Source organism: Streptomyces sp. NPDC052701, assembly GCF_040678355.1.
Taxonomy (GTDB): Bacteria; Actinomycetota; Actinomycetes; order Streptomycetales; family Streptomycetaceae; genus Streptomyces.
The window spans coordinates 22870-38336 of sequence record NZ_JBFATO010000028.1; the positions used below are offsets into that span (position 1 = coordinate 22870).

The following is a 15467-nucleotide window of genomic DNA, read 5'->3' on the forward strand; positions in this document are numbered from 1 at the left end:
GCACTGTCAATAAATCGATGACCAATTCGTTTCGTCCACAGGGCGGTTCCGGGTGACGGGCGGGCGAACGGTGAACGAGACCGCTGGTAGTGGCCGGTTTTTGCGCCTGCTGGAGATCATGCACGACACGGCATATGCCGAATCTCACAGATCAGGTGACGGATCTTCAGTTCGCCATACGCACTTGCGAGTTGGCTGACACGGCCGCGAGATCCGGGATCGGGGCGCGTCGGCCGGGGGAGGGACCGCGGGCGGAGTCGCGCAGGGTGCCCCGCCACCGCGAGGGCGCCCACCCGCACCGGGACCGTCTCCGGCACCGTCCCCGTCCCCATCCCCGGCACCGGGGACGACGGTCCCGGACACACCGGCCGGTGCGATCAGGGCCGCGCTCGGCCGCCCCCGCGTCCGCCCCGGCCGGCAAGGCCGGGCACGCCGCTCCCGCCCCGCCCCCGGGCCGGCTCCGCGGGCCGTCCCGGCCACGCGCCGGCCCGGACCGCGGGGAGGCGCACACTGGAAGGACGCACACCCCAGGGGGTCCGCCGATCACGGGCCGCACCGCCGCCGCGGAGGCCTCCGCCGACGGCCCCCGGCCCGCCTGCGCCGTCCAGGAGGAGTCATGCCGGCAACCGGCCCAGCCGCCCCGCCGACGACGCGTCCCGGCCTCAGCCTGTGGCACCGGTTCCTGCGGTCCCTGCACCGCCGCGCGCCCGCTCCCGCTCCCGCCGGCGTGCCGCGTGAGGAGCAGGCGCGAGCGCTGCTGGCGGTGCTGGAGGAGGCGGTGGCCGCCCAGCGGCCCGCCGACGCGGCGGTGGCCGCCTGCGGCGCGCCGGAGGGCGCCTGCGGGCAGGCCGCCCAGGACTGCAGCCGCGCCGGGTCCCGGTTCGTCCGGTTGCGGGCGCGGCTGTGGGACCTGCCGCTCACCGACCCCGGCCTGGCGGACGTGCGGGCACGGGCCGGACGGCTGCTGGCCTACGACCAGTGGATGCTGTGCCAGGCCCTGAACCTGGCCTTCACCGTGCACCCCGATGCCCGCACCGAGGCGGCACGGCTGCAGCTCAACGGCCTCGGCCGGCCCGCCGACGACCTGCGGCGGCTGCGTGACTCCCTACAGGCCCGGGACCGCCGGCCGGACCGGCCGCACCTGCGGGGGCACGCCGGCGGCCCGGCGTGAACCCACCTGGGTCCACGGCCGGAAAGGCCGGCCGCCGGCAGGGCACCTGATGCCAACTGCGCACCCACGGCGTCAACTTGTGAAGACGACAGGAATGTGAGAGCGCTCTCAGTCACATGTCTTGACGCGACCCCTCGGCATCAGGAAAGTGTGGGCCACTCCCCATCACTCCCCACCCCCACAGGAGTGCATCATGATCGACCGCGCCCCTGGCCGCATCACGCGCCGCAGCTTCCTGGCCGGCACCGCCGCCGCTGCCGCGGCCACCGCCCTGGCCTCCCGCGCCCCCGCCTCCGCGGCCCCCGCCACCTGCGAAATCGCCCTGGAGAACCGGTCGTTGCCCGGCACCGTCCACGCCTACGTCACCGGACACGAGCAGGGCACCGGCCGCTGGGTGCTGCTGCGCCCGGACGGCGGTGTCTACCGGCCCGAGTCCCCCGCCCGCCCGCTGACCCCGCTGCCCGTCGACTGCGCCATCCCCCTGCGCCCGGCCGGCGCCGGACCGGTCGTCCTGACGCTCCCCCAGATGTTCGGCGCCCGCGTCTATTTCGTACGCGACAACAAGCTGGACTTCTTCCTCAACCCCGGCCCCGCCCTGGTCGAGCCCGCCTTCGCGACACCCGCCGATCCCAACTACGGACGGGTGTGGTCCTTCGCCGAGTTCACGTTCGACCCCTCGCAGCTGTACGCCAACATCAGCTACGTGGACCTCGTGACGGCCCTGCCCATCGGCATCACGCTCACCGGCGACGCCACGCACACCGTCGCCCCCCTGCCCTCCGGCGCGCTCCAGCGGATCGCGGACGGCCTGGTCGCGCAGGCGGCACGGGACGGCCAGCCCTGGGACAAGCTGGTCATCCGCTCCTCGAACGGCTCGGTCCTGCGGGCGATCTCGCCCCAGAACCTCATGGCGCCCTACTTCGACCGCCCCGACCAGATGCCGTTCCGCGACGCCTTCACCGGCTACATCGACCGCGTCTGGCAGAAGTACCGCACCACCGACCTGCGCATCGACCTCCAGGGCGGGCGCGGCGTGCGGACCGGGCGGGTGAACGGGGACGTCCTGACCTTCACCGGCGGCCACACCTTCACCAAGCCGACCTCGCGGGACGTCTTCACCTGCAACCACGGCCCCTTCGCCAACAACCCCGCGGACTCCGACGACCGCAAGGCGCTGCTGGCCCGGCTCGCGGCCGGCTTCAACCGCTCGACCCTGCTCACCCACCCCGACCAGCCGAACGGCCCGGCCCCTTCCGACTACTACACCGACCCGTCGACGAACCACTGGGCACGGCTGGTCCACGCCAACACCCCGATCGGTTACGCCTTCCCCTACGACGACGTCCGCCCCGACGGCCGTCCCGACGTCTCGGGCGCGGCCCACGACCCGAACCCGCGCCGCTTCACCGTGTCGGTCGGCTCCTAGGCCGTCAGGCCGGCCGGCAGAACCGGCGGCGCTCCTCCCCTGCGGGCCGGCCCGCACCGCGTGCGGGCCGGCCACGTCACCCGCAGGGCCGGCGGAAGGCGCCGATCAGCGCCGCCACGCCTCGGGCCCGCCGCCCCGCCACTCGACCAGCCCGGACGTGCGCACCCAGTCCTCCTCGACGTCGTCGAAACCGGCCAGGCGCAGGAACTCGACGACGTCCAGCAGCCCGTACGCCAGCCCGAGGAACCGCCCGCCGGCACGGACCCGCCGGCCGCCGTCGTCGGCGGGCGGGTAGATCACGATGGGCTGGGCGCCGGTCATGGCACCAGGGTGCCGTGCGGGCCGGCAGCGCGCACGCGCGGTGGCGGGGAGCCCGGGAGGAGGACGGCCGGGCGCCGCTCCTCCGCCCGGGAGGAGCCCGGGAGCCGTGGCTTGCGCGGCGCGCCCGGCTGCCGCACAGTCCGGGGTATGGACGCGCGCGAGGCCGGCGGCGCCTGACCCGGGACTGCCCCGGGACTGGCCCGGGACCCGCCGCGAACACCGGCGGCGCGGCCGCCACGGGCAGGCCGGGCGCAGGGCCCCGCCGCCCCTCTTCTCATCGTGCCGGCCTCTTTCCCGTGTTCTCCCCGGCCCACTCGCCGAGGACGGGGACGCATTCCTCGGCGAAGTACTCGTAGTCGGCGGCGGTGTTGTAGACGTGGGCGGACAGGCGCAGGTAGCCGATGCCGCCGAAGCTGGTGAAGGCCGCCTCCACGCCCAGTTCGCCCGCCGCCCGGTCGCGCAGCGCGTCGGCCTCGACGCGGCTGCCGGCCAGTCCTTCCGGCAGGCGGACCAGGCGCATGCCGGGGACCGGCATGCCGACGTCGACGCCGCTGTCCGCGCCGGTCAGTTCCGTGAGGGCGGTGCCGATGACACGGGCGCCGTAGCCGGCCAGGTCGTCCATGTAGCGGCGGGCGGCGGACCAGCCCCAGGTGCGGTCGACGAAGGCCGGCGCGGCGGGCGCGGCCAGGTGGGCGGTGGCGTCGACCGTGCCCTGCTGGTCGAAGCGGCCGGGGTACGGATCGGCCGCGCCCCAGGAGTCGATCAGGGGGTACAGCCGGTCGCGCAGGGGGCCGCGGGCGACCAGCGCCGCGGTGCCGCGCGGGGCGCAGGCCCACTTGTGCAGGTTGCCGGTCCAGAAGTCGTACGTCGCGCCGTCGAGCGGGGCGGCGAGGAGGCCGGGGGCGTGGGCGCCGTCGACGAGGACCGGGACGCCATGGCGCCGCGCCTGCGCGCCGATCCGCTCCACCGGCATGCGGCGGGCGGTCGGCGAGGTGATCTGGTCGACGACGACGAGGTCGGTGGCCTCGCCGATCTCGGCGGCCACCGCCTCGTAGGCCTGGTCCTCGTCCGCGTCCAGCGGCACCCGGGCGGTGCGCACCCTGCCTCCCCAGCGGCGCGCCAGCCGTTCGGCGCCCATGGTCACGGCCCCGTAGCCGTGGTCGGTGACGACGATCTCCCCGCCGCGGCGGCGGTCCAGGGCGGCGAACACCACGCTGGCGCCGGCGCTGGCGTTGGGCACCAGGGCGAGGTCGTCCGCGGCGACGTGGAGGAAGGCGGCGAGCTCGGCGCGGGCCGCGGCGATCCGCCGCGGCAGCGCGGGGAACCACACCACGGGCGAACGTTCCATCTCCGCGCGCAGGATCTCCTGGCGCTCCTGCGCCGCCAGCGGGACCGCGCCGAACGAGCCGTGGTTCAGGTGTTTCAGGGCGGGGTCCAGCGACCACGCCCGGGCGGCGGGCCGGCCGTCGGCCAGCAGCAGGGGGCGCGGTGCGGTGGTCACCTCGGTCTCGCTCACACGACTCCCTGTCCGGCGGGCGCGGCGGGGTCGCGGCACATCGAACCCGGGCGCCGCACGTATGACGACCCGGCATCCTGACACGGGCCTTCCTGCCACGACAAGGATCTTGCCGTGAAGGTCATCGGACGAATTCCGGGCGACACGTCGCAGAGACCGGGCGACTCGTCACAGTGCGCCGAGGGTCCCGGTGGCACCGGCGGCCCGCCGGGGGAAGAAGAGGGATCGCACGTCCGCAGTCGACAGCGACAGCGACACCGTCACCGTCACCGTCACCGGCGGCAAGGGCCCTGACCGGCATCGCCGTGACACCGCGGGCCTCCCCCGCACCGGACCCGCGAAGACGACGAGACGCCGCTCAAGGGCTTATGCCGGGGCATTCCGGGCACGCGTCCGAGGGACGACCCCCGAGCCGAGGACGGTGTCGCGATGACCGAGTACGAACGCTCCCGCACCATGACCGCCCAGCCCGAGCAGGTCTTCGACCAGGCCGCCGACATCGGCCGGATGGACACCTGGCTGCCGGAGGCCCTGCACGTGGAGGCCGGGGACCTTCCCGCCGTCACCGTGCACGAGGACCGCACCGACGCGGACACCTCCGCCCTGCTGCGCGCGCGGCCCGACCAGATGCGGCTCGAGTGGGGCACGCGTGAGCGAGGCGGCTACACCGGCTGGCTCCAGGTCGCCGGCATCGGCAGCGGAGCCAGCGAGGTGACGGTGCACCTGTCGTTCTTCGACGAGGGCCACGACCCCGGCGAGAAGGCCGTGCAGGACGCCCTGGACTCCAGCCTCCGGCAGCTGGAGGAGCAGGTGCGGCTGCGCTCGGACGCCTCGGCAGGCTGACCGCGGACCGCGCGGCACTGCGCCGCCCGCGCACCCGGCGCCCCCCGGCTCCCCGCCCGGCGCGACAGGCGTGCGCGGCCTTCCGCACCGGCGGCCGACGGTTGACCCCGCCCGCCCGCGGGAACCCGCAGCACGCCGGTACGGCGGGGCCCCTGCCCCGCGGTACCGGGGCATCCCTCCGACGACGACCGGAAAGGCCGACCCGTGATCGACGAGAGCCATGTCAGGGAACTGCTCGACGCGCGCGACGACGATGCCGCGCTGGTCCTGCTGGAGGGCAGGGCCCGGGTGATCGACGCCGCGGCACGCGCGGACGAGCGGTACGCGGGAGCCGCGGTGCTCCTGACCAGGGGCGAGCTGGTCGGCCGGCTGGGCACGGCCGCGCCGGCCGAGCAGGACCTGCGCACCCTCGCCCAGTCGCTCGGCGACGCCGTGGGCAAGCTCGGCGCCTGACGGACCGGCCGGCGACCGGCCTCCACGCCTCGCACCGCCTCCCGGCGGGACGACCGCGCGGTGGACGTCCGGCGTGATCTGGGGCATACGTGGCCCGGGAGATACACGTTCATCACCCGGTTGGGGATATTTTGGCGTGGTTGCCCGCGCGCAGCCGCGCCGCGCCGTCCTGTCGATCACCCGTCCGGGAGAACCATGCGCCCCCGCATACGCTCCGTGCCGCCCCTCGCTCTGGCCGGCGGTGCCCTGACCGTCGGCGTGGGCGGGCTGTACCTGGCCGGGCTGCTGCTCACGGGCGGCGAGATCGAGACGGGCACGACGGTGCGCGGTGTGGACATCGGGGGCCTGAGCCGCGCGGAGGCCACCCGGAAGCTGGAGGAGCGCCTGGTCGCGGCCGGTCCGCGGAAGCTGGCCGTGAAGGTCGGCGACCGGACCGGCACGGTCGATCCGCGGCAGGCCGGGATCGCCTTCGACGTCCGGCGCACCCTGGACCGGGCGGCACGCACCGGCACCGATCCGGTCGGCGTGATCGGCGGGCTGTTCCGCTCGGGCGGCGCCATCGAGCCGGCCGTCCGTGTCGATGAGGACAAGGCCCGTGCCGTCCTGGGGAAGCTGGCGAAGTCCCTCGACCAGAAGGTGCGCAACGGCGCCGTCGCCTTCGCGCGCGGCCGCGTCGAGGAGACGGCGCCGCGCACCGGGTACGCGCTGGACGTGGACGCCGCGGTCGCCCCCCTGCGGGCCGCCTTCCTGCGGGGCGGAGCGGACCCGGTGACGGTTCTGCCCGCCCGCCGGACCGACCCCGAGGTCACGGCGCGGGAGGTACGGCGGGCGGTGCGCGACTTCGCGGGGCCGGCCATGTCGGCGCCCGTCACGCTCACCGCGGAGGGCAGGCGGTTCACGATCGGCCCCGCCGTCCTGGGCGAGTACCTGACGATGCGGCCGGACAGCGCCGGCACGCTCGTCCCGAAGCTCGACGCGAAGGGCCTGCGCGCCGCCCCCGCGGTGGCCCGCCCCCTGGCCGGCGTCACCACCACCTCGAGGAACGCCACGCTGCGGCTCGACGGCGACAAGGTCGTGGTGGCCTCCGCCGGCAGGGTCGGCGTCCAGGTCACCGACGAGGCCCTGGGCGAGGCCGTGCTGCCTCTGCTCACCAGGACGGGCACCGCCCGCACCGGCGAGGTGGCCACCCGCAGGACCCTGCCGGAGCTGACCGGCGACAACGCCGCGCGGCTGGGGCTGACGGAGAAGATGTCCTCCTTCACCGTCCGCTTCGAGCCGGCCCCGTACCGCACGAAGAACATCGGCCGGGCCGTGGAACTCATCAACGGCTCCCTGGTCATGCCCGGCGAGACCTGGAGCTTCAACCGGACCGTCGGCGAACGCACCGAGGCCAACGGCTTCGTCGAAGGCGTCATGATCCTCGACGACCAGTTCACCAAGGCGCCCGGCGGCGGTGTCTCCGCCGTGGCCACGACCGTCTTCAACGCGATGTTCTTCGCCGGGGTCGAGCCCGTCGAGTACGGCGCCCACTCCTTCTACATCGAGCGTTACCCGGAGGGCCGTGAGGCGACGGTCGCCTGGGGCAGCCTCGACCTGAGGTTCGCCAACGACTCCGGCAAGGCCCTCTACATCCAGGCCGAGTCCACCGACACCTCCGTGACCGTCACCTTCCTCGGCACCAGGAAGTACGACGAGATCAGGTCGGTCAAGGGACCGCGCACCCGGGTGAAGCAGCCGGCGAAGAGGACCGGCACCGGCGAGCAGTGCGTGCCGCAGACCCCGCTCGAGGGCTTCGACGTCACCGTGGAACGGGTCTTCCTCGACGACGGCCGGGAGGTGAGGCGGGAGCCGTTCCGCACCCGCTACACCCCGCGCGACGAGATCACCTGCGCGTGACGCCCGAGGGGTCCGGGGCGGTCGGCGGGCGAGTGTCAGTGCCCGGTGTCACGCTGGGGTGACACAGGATCCGCGAAGGGGGAATCACCATGATCACCACTGACTTCGTCCCCGGCTCACCCTGCTGGCTCGACCTGGGAGTCCCCGACGTCCGGGCCGCCGCGGCCTTCTACGGCGCGGTGCTCGGGTGGGACTACGAGTCCATGGGCGAGGGGGAGGACGCGGAAGGCGGGATGTTCCGCAAGGACGGCAGGATCGTCGCCGGGCTCGGCAGGCTCACCGAGGAGGGCGCGCGTCCCGCCTGGATGGTCTACTACAGCGTCACCGACGCCGACGCCGCCACCCGGGCCGTGGAGAGCGCGGGCGGCACGGTGCGGGTGGCGCCGACGGATCTCGACGACTGGGGCCGGATGGCCCAGTACAGCGATCCGCTGGGGGGCCAGTTCGCCGTCTGGCAGCCGGGCAGGAGCAAGGGCGTCGAGCTGGTGGACGAGCCGGGCTCGCTGTGCTGGACGGAGCTGTACACGAGCGACGCCGCGGCCGCGAAGGAGTTCTACGGCGGCGTCCTGGGCTGGCAGTTCGGCGACATGGAGCTCCCGGACGGCGGGGGCACCTACAGCCTCATCACGCCCGCCGGGCTTCCCGAGGAGCGCATGCACGGCGGTCTGATGGAGCTGCCCGCGCAGGACCTGACCCTGGCGGACGGGCGGCCGTACTGGCATCCGGTCTTCGCCGTCACCGACTGCGACGCCGCGGTCGCCGCGGTCACCGGCAACGGCGGCCGTGTGCAGATGGGGCCGGAGGACGCGGAGGGCGTCGGCCGGCTGGCCCTGTGCCTCGACCCGTCCGGCGCGGACTTCGTGGTGCTCACCCCCTCCGGTCCCTGACCGGCCCGCCGGCCGGGCCGTCCCGTGCGGCCGCCGGCCCCGCCCCCCCCGGCGCGGACCCCGCCCCCCGCATGGTCGATTCCCCCCGGCGGTGCGAGGCTTGGGAGAGAGCGTCCGAGGAGGGAAGACTGGGAGGGCCGATGGGACGGGACGTCCCGGCGATGGTCTTCACCCGCGAGGACCGCCGCCGCTACCGGATCAAGATGCAGGAGTGCCTCGACGCGTTCGCGCAGATGCTGCGCGCGTCCCGGTTCGACTCCGACCGGCCCCGGGTGGGGCTGGAGATCGAGCTGAACCTGGTCGACGACGCGGCCGAGCCGGCGATGCGCAACAGCGCCGTGCTGGAGGCGATCGCGGACCCCGCCTGGTCCACCGAGCTGGGCCGGTTCAACCTGGAGATCAACGTCCCGCCCCGCCACCTGACGGCGGGCGGCCCCGACGCCTGGGAGTCCGAGATCCGCGCCGCGCTCAACCACGCGGAGCAGCGTGCCCGGACCGTCGGCGCTCACCTGATCATGATCGGCATCCTGCCCACCCTGCGGCAGGAGGACGTCGAGGGGGCGGCGCTGTCGGAGAACCCGCGCTACCGGCTCCTCAACGACCAGATCTTCGCCGCCAGGGGCGAGGACCTGCGCCTGGAGGTGGACGGCGTCGACCGGCTGCGCACCTACGCGGACACGATCACGCCGGAGGCCGCGTGCACCAGCACCCAGTTCCACCTGCAGGTGTCGCCCGAGGAGTTCCCCGGCTACTGGAACGCGGCGCAGGCCATCGCCGGGGTCCAGGTCGCCCTGGCGGCCAATTCGCCCTTCCTGCTCGGCAGGGAACTGTGGCACGAGACCCGCGTCCCGCTGTTCGAGCAGGCCACCGACACCCGCCCGCAGGAGATCAAGGAGCAGGGGGTGCGGCCCCGGGTGTGGTTCGGCGAGCGGTGGATCAACAGCGTCTTCGACCTCTTCGAGGAGAACCTGCGCTACTTCCCGGCGCTGCTGCCCCTGTGCGACGAGCAGGACCCCGTCGAGACGCTGGACCGCGGCGACATCCCCGAGCTGGCCGAGCTCACCCTGCACAACGGCACGATCTACCGCTGGAACCGCCCCGTCTACGCCGTCGCCCACGACAAGCCCCACCTGCGGGTGGAGAACCGTGTGCTGCCCGCCGGCCCGACCGTCGCCGACACCCTCGCCAACGGCGCCTTCTACTACGGGCTCACCCGCGCCCTGGTGGAGGAGGAGCGGCCGGTGTGGTCGCGGATGTCCTTCTCGGCGGCCGAGGAGAACCTGCACACGGCCGCACGGCACGGCATCGAGGCCCGGCTGTACTGGCCCGGCATGGGCGAGGTGCCGGTGCCCGAACTGGTCCTGCGGCGCCTGCTGCCGCTCGCGCACCGGGGGCTGGAGCGCTCCGGCATGGACGCGGCCTGGCGGGAACCCCTGCTCGGCGTCATCGAGCAGCGGTGCGTCACCGGCCGCAACGGGGCGGTCTGGCAGAAGGAGATGTTCCACCACATCGACGCCTCCGCGCACTGCCCCCGCCACGAGGCCCTGCGGCGGATGACGCAGCAGTACATCGACTACATGCACCTCAACGCCCCGGTCCACACGTGGCCCGTCGACTGACCCGGGTCACGGGGACCTGGGCGGCCTGATCCACCCCAGCGACCGTTCGACGGCCCGCTGCCAGTTGTCGTACTCGGCCTCCCGGTACCCGGGGTCCATGTCCGGCAGCCACTGGGCCGCCCGGTGCCAGTGACGGCGCAGGACCGCGAGGTCCGACCAGTAGCCGGCGGCGAGCCCCGCGGCGTAGGCGGCGCCGAGGGAGACCGTCTCGGCGACCATGGGCCGCACCACGGGCACGTCGAGCACGTCGGCGACGAACTGCATGAGCAGGTTGTCCGCCGTCATGCCGCCGTCCACCTTGAGCTCCTTCAGGGGGACCGAGAAGTCGGCGTTCATGGCGTCGACGACCTCCCTTGTCTGCCAGCCGGTGGCCTCCAGGACGGCCCGGGCCAGATGGCCCTTGGTGATGTACGAGGTCAGGCCGACGATGACGCCGCGGGCGTCACTGCGCCAGCGGGGCGCGAACAGGCCCGAGAACGCGGGGACGACGTAGCAGCCGCCGTTGTCGTCGACCGTGCGCGCGAGGGTCTCGATCTCCGCCGCGCTGCTGATCAGCCCCAGGCGGTCGCGGAACCACTGGACCAGGGCGCCGGTGACGGCGATCGACCCCTCCAGCGCGTAGGCCGGGGGCCGGTCGCCGATCTTGTAGGCCACGGTCGCCAGGAGCCCGTGCCGGGACCGCACGACCTCGGTGCCGGTGTTGAGCAGCAGGAAGCTGCCCGTCCCGTAGGTGCACTTCACCTCGCCCGGGGAGAAGCAGGTCTGGCCGAACAGGGCGGCCTGCTGGTCCCCGAGGGCGGCCGTGAGGGGGACGCCGGGCAGGACCGAGCGGGCCTCGCCGTACCGCTCGGCCGAGGAGCGGATCTCGGGCAGCATCGGGCGAGGCACGCCGAAGAAGTCCAGCAGTTCCTCGTCCCAGGCGAGGGTGCGGATGTTCATCAGCATGGTGCGGCTGGCGTTGGTGACGTCGGTGATGTGCAGGCCGCCGTCCGTGCCGCCCGTGAGGTTCCAGATCAGCCAGCTCTCCATCGTGCCGAACAGCACCTCGCCGTCCCTGGCGCGCCGCTCCAGCCCGGGGACATGGTCAAACAGCCAGCGCAGCCGCAGCGCGGAGAAGTACGTGGAGGGGGGCAGGCTGCACCGGTCGAGGAAGAAGGCGTCTCCCGGGTCCCGTCCCAGCTCCTCGACGAGCGGTGCCGTGCGGGTGTCCTGCCAGACGATCGCCCTGCCCAGCGGGGCGCCCGTGCGCCGGTCCCACAGCACCGTCGTCTCCCGCTGGTTGGCGAGACCGATGGCGGCGACCTCCTCGATGCCGATGCCGACGGCGGAGAGCGCCTCGGGCACGATGCGCTGCAGGTTGCGCCAGATCTCCAGGGCGTCGTGCTCGACCCATCCGGGCCGGGGGAAGTGCTGCTGGTGCTCCCGCTGGGCGACCGACACCAGCCGCCCCTGGTGGTCGAACAGGATGCATCGGGTGGAGTTGGTGCCCTGATCGATGGACATTACGTACCGTGCAACCATGTCCGGTTCTGCCTTCCGGTGTGTCGAGGGCGGTGGGACTACCAGCGGGCCGCGCCCAGGTCTCTGGAGATGGCCCGTGCGGCCTCGCGGAGCAGGGTGATCAGGTTCGGCCGGGGGCGGCCCTGGCCGTCGCAGATCCTCTCGACCGGGCCGGACATGCCGATGGCTCCCACCACGAGTCCGCCGTGCCCCCGGATCGGTGCGGCGACGCCGGCTTCGCCCATGCTCATCTCCTGGACCTCGGCGGCCCATCCGAGTTCCCGGACCTCGGCGAGCGCCCGGGTGAGGTGTTCGGGCACGACCAGGGTGTGCCGGGTGTACGTCTCCAGCCCGGATTCGAGGGCGGACTCCAGGGGCGCGGTCCCGAAGGCCAGCAGGACCTTGCCGAGCGAGGAGGCGTGCAGCGGCAGCAGCGCGCCCACGTCCAGGGTCTGCAGCGTGTCGTCCGGCCGGAACACGTGGTGGACGACGAGGACCCTGCCCTCCAGGGGGGTGCCCAGGCGGACCGCCTCGCCACTGCGGGCGGCCAGGGCGTCGGCCCAGTTGATGGAGCGCGACCGCAGCTCGTTGACGTCGAGGTAGCTGGTGCCCAGGTGCAGCAGGGCGGCTCCGAGCTGGTACTTTCCCGTCGCCTCGTCCTGTTCCACGAAGTCCACGTGCTGCAGGGTGCGCAGGATGCCGTGGGCGGTGCCCTTCGCCAGACCGAGCGAGGCCGCCACCTCGCCGAGTCCGAGTCGGCGGGGCCCGCCCGCGAGCAGACGCAGTATCGCCGCCGCCCGTTCGATCGACTGGACAGGGCCGGCCATAAAGCGAGCCTAGCCCCGTCCTGAGAGATCTGCCGTGTGACCAATACGCCCTTTTCATCCCCATGTAGGCGTTTGTTCGGTAATGCCGACCCTCGTTCATTGCACCGCCCCGGCCGGGCGCCTAGCGTGCCATGTGGCCCCGGCACCGCGCGCTGAGGCCCGGCGTCCAGCCGGCAGCGCTCACCGGAGGAGAGCAAAGATGGCGGTACAGCTCAATACGGCGATCAGGGAGGCGCTCGAGCACGTGTGCCCACTGCCGCACGCCCCCGACGCCGTCTCGGCCGTACGCCGGCGCGCCCAGGCGGTCCTCGCCGCCTGGGACGTCTCGCCCGGGATCGTGGAGGACTCGCTCCTCGTGGTCTCGGAGTTGCTCACCAACGCGGTCCTGCACGCCCTGCCCCCGGCGGAACTGCGGCTGTCGTGGAGCCGGGCCGGGAATCTCGGCACCCTGCGCGTGGAGGTCACCGACGGAGGACCCGCGCGGGCGGCCGGGCAAGCGCGCGCGGGAATCGATCCGGACGAGCACGGCCGGGGCGAGGGCATCGTCCACGCCCTGGCGACCCGGCACGGCGTGCGCACCCACCCCGGCGGCGTGACCCGGTGGGCCGACCTCGTCGCGGTGTGAGCGCGCGGCCGTGGGCGGGTCCGGCGCGGGCCGGCACATCCGCGCGCGGCGGGTATCGGCTCCGCGCGTCGCCGGTGCCGTGCGTCGCCGGCGCCGGTCAGGCTTCCCGCGCCAGCGGGTTCGCGCGACCGTCCCCCGGCCGCCGGGAACCGGACCGCGCGCCGCGCGGCGCGCGGGAGGCACACCCGTCCGCCGCTCCCGGAGGCCGCCCGGCGGCCTGTGCTCCCCCGGGCCGCCCGACGGCCCGCCGTCCGCCGTCCGAACCCGCCGCGCGGGGCTCGCGGGCGGCCGGTTTCTGCAGCAGGAGCAGCGCGGCGTCGTCGTGCAGCCGTCCGCCCACATGGGCGAGCAGTTCGCCGTGGAGGGCGGCGAGGGTGCGCTCCGGCTCGTCGCAGACGTGGCGCGCCAGGCCCTCGGCGAGCGGGTAGAACTCGCGGCTGCGGTTGCGGGCCTCCGTGACCCCGTCGGTGTAGAGCAGCAGTTGATCACCCTCGGCGAAGGGCAGCACCTGGAGCGCGGGGGCCTCCCCCGACAGGGCGCGCAGCCCCAGGGGCGGGGCGGGATGCGCGGGTTCCACCGCCACGACCCCGCCCGACGCGCGGACCAGCAGCGGAGGGGCGTGTCCGCAGTTGACCACTTCCAGGTGCCCGGCCCGCGGGTACCCCGCGACCACGGCGGTGACGAAGTCGTCGTGCCCGAGGTTGCGCGCCAGGCTCCGCTCGATCCGGTCGACGACCGCGAGGAGGTCCCGCTCGTCGTAGGCGGCCTCCCGGAAGACGCCGAGCACCAGCGCGGCGGTGCCCACCGCCGGCAGGCCCTTGCCGCGCACGTCGCCGACGATCAGCCTGGTGCCGTGCGGGGTGGACACCAGCGCGTACAGGTCTCCGCCGATACGGGCCTCCGCCGCTGCGGCGCTGTAGCGCACCGCCACCCGGAACGGTCCGACGGTCGCCGGTACGGGTGTGAGCAGGGCCTGCTGGGCGGCCTCGGCGACCGAGCGGACGGCCGCGAGCACCCGTTCACGGCGTCCGCGCAGGGCGCTGGCCAGGCCGCTCGCCAGGGTGACGGCCACCAGGGCGGACAGGACGGCCGACAGCTCACGGCCCGGGACGCCGTCCCGGACGCCGAGCAGGGCGCCCAGCACGGCGGCGAAGAGACCGACGCACAGGACGCCTCGCGGCCCGTTGGTGCTGGCGGCCAGGGCGGGTCCGGCGGCGAGCAGGGGCAGCCAGATCATCCCCGCTCCGCCGCAGAGGTCGACGAGCGCGACGACGATCACGATCAGGACGGGCAGCGCGGGCAGCACGGCCGTGCCGGCGGCCGGCTGCGCGCGCCGACGGGCCGGCGCGCCACGCGCGGCCGGCGGGTTCGCGGCCGGCCGTATCGGCCGGGGGTCGCCGCGGTGGTCTTGAGTCTGACTCATGCTTATTCCGTGATCCTCATCCATATGCGCACTACATCTGCCGGAGCCGGGTCCCGGTATTTCCGTTTCATCCAGGAAAGGCGGTCGGTCGGGGCGTCACAAGGACCGGGATTTCAGATAGTGAGCGACAGGGCCCGGGTGACGCGGCTCGCGACCGGTATCAGCCGCGTCCGGACCTCCTCCAGCCGGGGAAGCCGGTCCGCCGGCAGCGAGACGCCGAGCGAGCCGAGCGTGTCCCCGCGGTAGACGGGCACGGCGACGCAGACCGTGCCGAGGGAGTACTCCTGCAGGTCCGTGACGGCCGGCGCGACGGGTGAGGAGTCGATCCGCCGGAGCAGCTCCGGGGGGCTGGTGATGGTGCGCGGTGTGAGGTCGGCGAGGTGGTGCCGGGAGAGGTAGTCCTTGCGGGCCTCCTCGTCCAGTTCCCGCAGCACGGACTTGCCCAGGGCGGTGGCGTGCCCCGCGTCCGCGAACCCCACCCACAGGTCCGTCCGGGGTGCCCGGGGGCCGTCGACGATGTCCGCGATCCGGATCTCGCCGTCCTCGTAGAAGGTGAGGTAGGCGGCCGTCGCGAGGTCGTCCCGCAGCGCGGCGAGCGTGGGGCGCACACGGCTGAGCAGGGTCTGGCCGCGGGCCGCCCCGTGCAGCGCCTGGAGTTTGTCGCCCAGGACGAACCCGCCGTCGTCCAGCTTCCTGACGTAGCCGTCGTTCACCAGCGTCCGCAGCAGGTGGTAGGCGGTGGCCAGGGGCAGGCCCGTCTCCCGGGCCAGCTGCTTGGCCGGCGCACCGTTCTCGTGCGCGCTCACCGCCTCCAGCAGCCGGAAGGCCCGCTGCACGGAGGTGATGAGCGTGGGGCCGTCGCGCGCACCCATAGGACCAGCGTGCGCCGGGCGCCCGGCGCGGGCAAGGCACCGGCGGCCACGATTCCCCGCGGGCCCGCCGCCGGCGGGGGCCCGGCGG

General features: G+C 74.2%; 14 protein-coding genes. 8 read left to right on the plus strand and 6 right to left on the minus strand.

Annotation, left to right across the window (positions count from 1 at the left end; translation table 11 throughout):
* The first annotated feature begins 616 nt into the window (after positions 1-616).
* Together AB0L29_RS26015 and AB0L29_RS26020 are read left to right on the plus strand one after the other, a co-directional pair.
* The gene (locus AB0L29_RS26015; protein ID WP_365830174.1) at positions 617-1171 is read left to right on the plus strand and encodes a hypothetical protein; all 555 of its coding nucleotides are present in this window, start codon (positions 617-619) and stop codon (positions 1169-1171) included.
* A gap of 193 nt (positions 1172-1364) precedes the next feature.
* On the plus strand, positions 1365-2597 hold the full coding sequence (locus AB0L29_RS26020; protein WP_365830175.1) for a glycoside hydrolase family 64 protein: 1233 nt from the start codon (positions 1365-1367) through the stop codon (positions 2595-2597).
* Between the two features lie 105 nt (positions 2598-2702).
* On the opposite strand, the gene AB0L29_RS26025 is transcribed toward AB0L29_RS26020, so the two are convergent.
* Together AB0L29_RS26025 and AB0L29_RS26030 are read right to left on the minus strand one after the other, a co-directional pair.
* Entirely contained in the window at positions 2703-2918 is a 216-nt protein-coding gene (locus AB0L29_RS26025) for a hypothetical protein (protein ID WP_365830176.1), read from the minus strand.
* A 274-nt stretch (positions 2919-3192) separates the two neighbouring features.
* Positions 3193-4434 carry an aminotransferase class V-fold PLP-dependent enzyme gene (locus tag AB0L29_RS26030; RefSeq protein WP_365830177.1) on the minus strand — a complete coding sequence of 414 codons (1242 nt, stop codon included), beginning with the start codon at positions 4432-4434 and terminating at the stop codon, positions 3193-3195.
* 429 nt (positions 4435-4863) lie between these two features.
* Here AB0L29_RS26030 and AB0L29_RS26035 point away from each other — a divergent pair, with 429 nt between their 5' ends.
* The 5 genes from AB0L29_RS26035 to AB0L29_RS26055 all read left to right on the plus strand — a co-directional run bounded on the left by AB0L29_RS26035 (position 4864) and on the right by AB0L29_RS26055 (position 10132).
* Entirely contained in the window at positions 4864-5277 is a 414-nt protein-coding gene (locus tag AB0L29_RS26035; RefSeq protein WP_365830178.1) for an SRPBCC family protein, read from the plus strand.
* Between the two features lie 204 nt (positions 5278-5481).
* Positions 5482-5730 (plus strand): hypothetical protein, encoded by a 249-nt coding sequence (locus AB0L29_RS26040; protein WP_365830179.1) that lies wholly within the window; start codon positions 5482-5484, stop codon positions 5728-5730.
* Between the two features lie 195 nt (positions 5731-5925).
* On the plus strand, positions 5926-7626 hold the full coding sequence (locus AB0L29_RS26045; protein WP_365830180.1) for a VanW family protein: 1701 nt from the start codon (positions 5926-5928) through the stop codon (positions 7624-7626).
* An 89-nt stretch (positions 7627-7715) separates the two neighbouring features.
* Positions 7716-8513, plus strand: a complete 798-nt coding sequence (locus AB0L29_RS26050; RefSeq protein WP_365830181.1) for a VOC family protein — start codon at positions 7716-7718, stop codon at positions 8511-8513.
* Positions 8514-8653: 140 nt separating this feature from the next.
* Positions 8654-10132 carry a glutamate-cysteine ligase family protein gene (locus AB0L29_RS26055; RefSeq protein ID WP_365830182.1) on the plus strand — a complete coding sequence of 493 codons (1479 nt, stop codon included), beginning with the start codon at positions 8654-8656 and terminating at the stop codon, positions 10130-10132.
* A gap of 6 nt (positions 10133-10138) precedes the next feature.
* Here AB0L29_RS26055 and glpK read toward each other — a convergent pair whose 3' ends face one another.
* Together glpK and AB0L29_RS26065 are read right to left on the minus strand one after the other, a co-directional pair.
* Positions 10139-11653: a glycerol kinase GlpK gene (gene glpK / locus AB0L29_RS26060; protein WP_365830183.1), complete on the minus strand. Its 1515-nt coding sequence runs from the start codon at positions 11651-11653 to the stop codon at positions 10139-10141.
* 38 nt (positions 11654-11691) lie between these two features.
* Positions 11692-12459, minus strand: coding sequence for an IclR family transcriptional regulator (locus AB0L29_RS26065; RefSeq protein WP_365830184.1), 768 nt, complete (start codon positions 12457-12459; stop codon positions 11692-11694).
* A 199-nt stretch (positions 12460-12658) separates the two neighbouring features.
* Between AB0L29_RS26065 and AB0L29_RS26070 the strand changes: the two genes are divergently transcribed.
* On the plus strand, positions 12659-13084 hold the full coding sequence (locus AB0L29_RS26070) for an ATP-binding protein (protein ID WP_365830185.1): 426 nt from the start codon (positions 12659-12661) through the stop codon (positions 13082-13084).
* 97 nt (positions 13085-13181) lie between these two features.
* On the opposite strand, the gene AB0L29_RS26075 is transcribed toward AB0L29_RS26070, so the two are convergent.
* Positions 13182-14507 carry a PP2C family protein-serine/threonine phosphatase gene (locus AB0L29_RS26075; protein WP_365830187.1) on the minus strand — a complete coding sequence of 442 codons (1326 nt, stop codon included), beginning with the start codon at positions 14505-14507 and terminating at the stop codon, positions 13182-13184.
* A gap of 113 nt (positions 14508-14620) precedes the next feature.
* Positions 14621-15379, minus strand: coding sequence for an IclR family transcriptional regulator (locus AB0L29_RS26080; protein WP_365830188.1), 759 nt, complete (start codon positions 15377-15379; stop codon positions 14621-14623).
* Between the last annotated feature and the right edge of the window lie 88 nt (positions 15380-15467).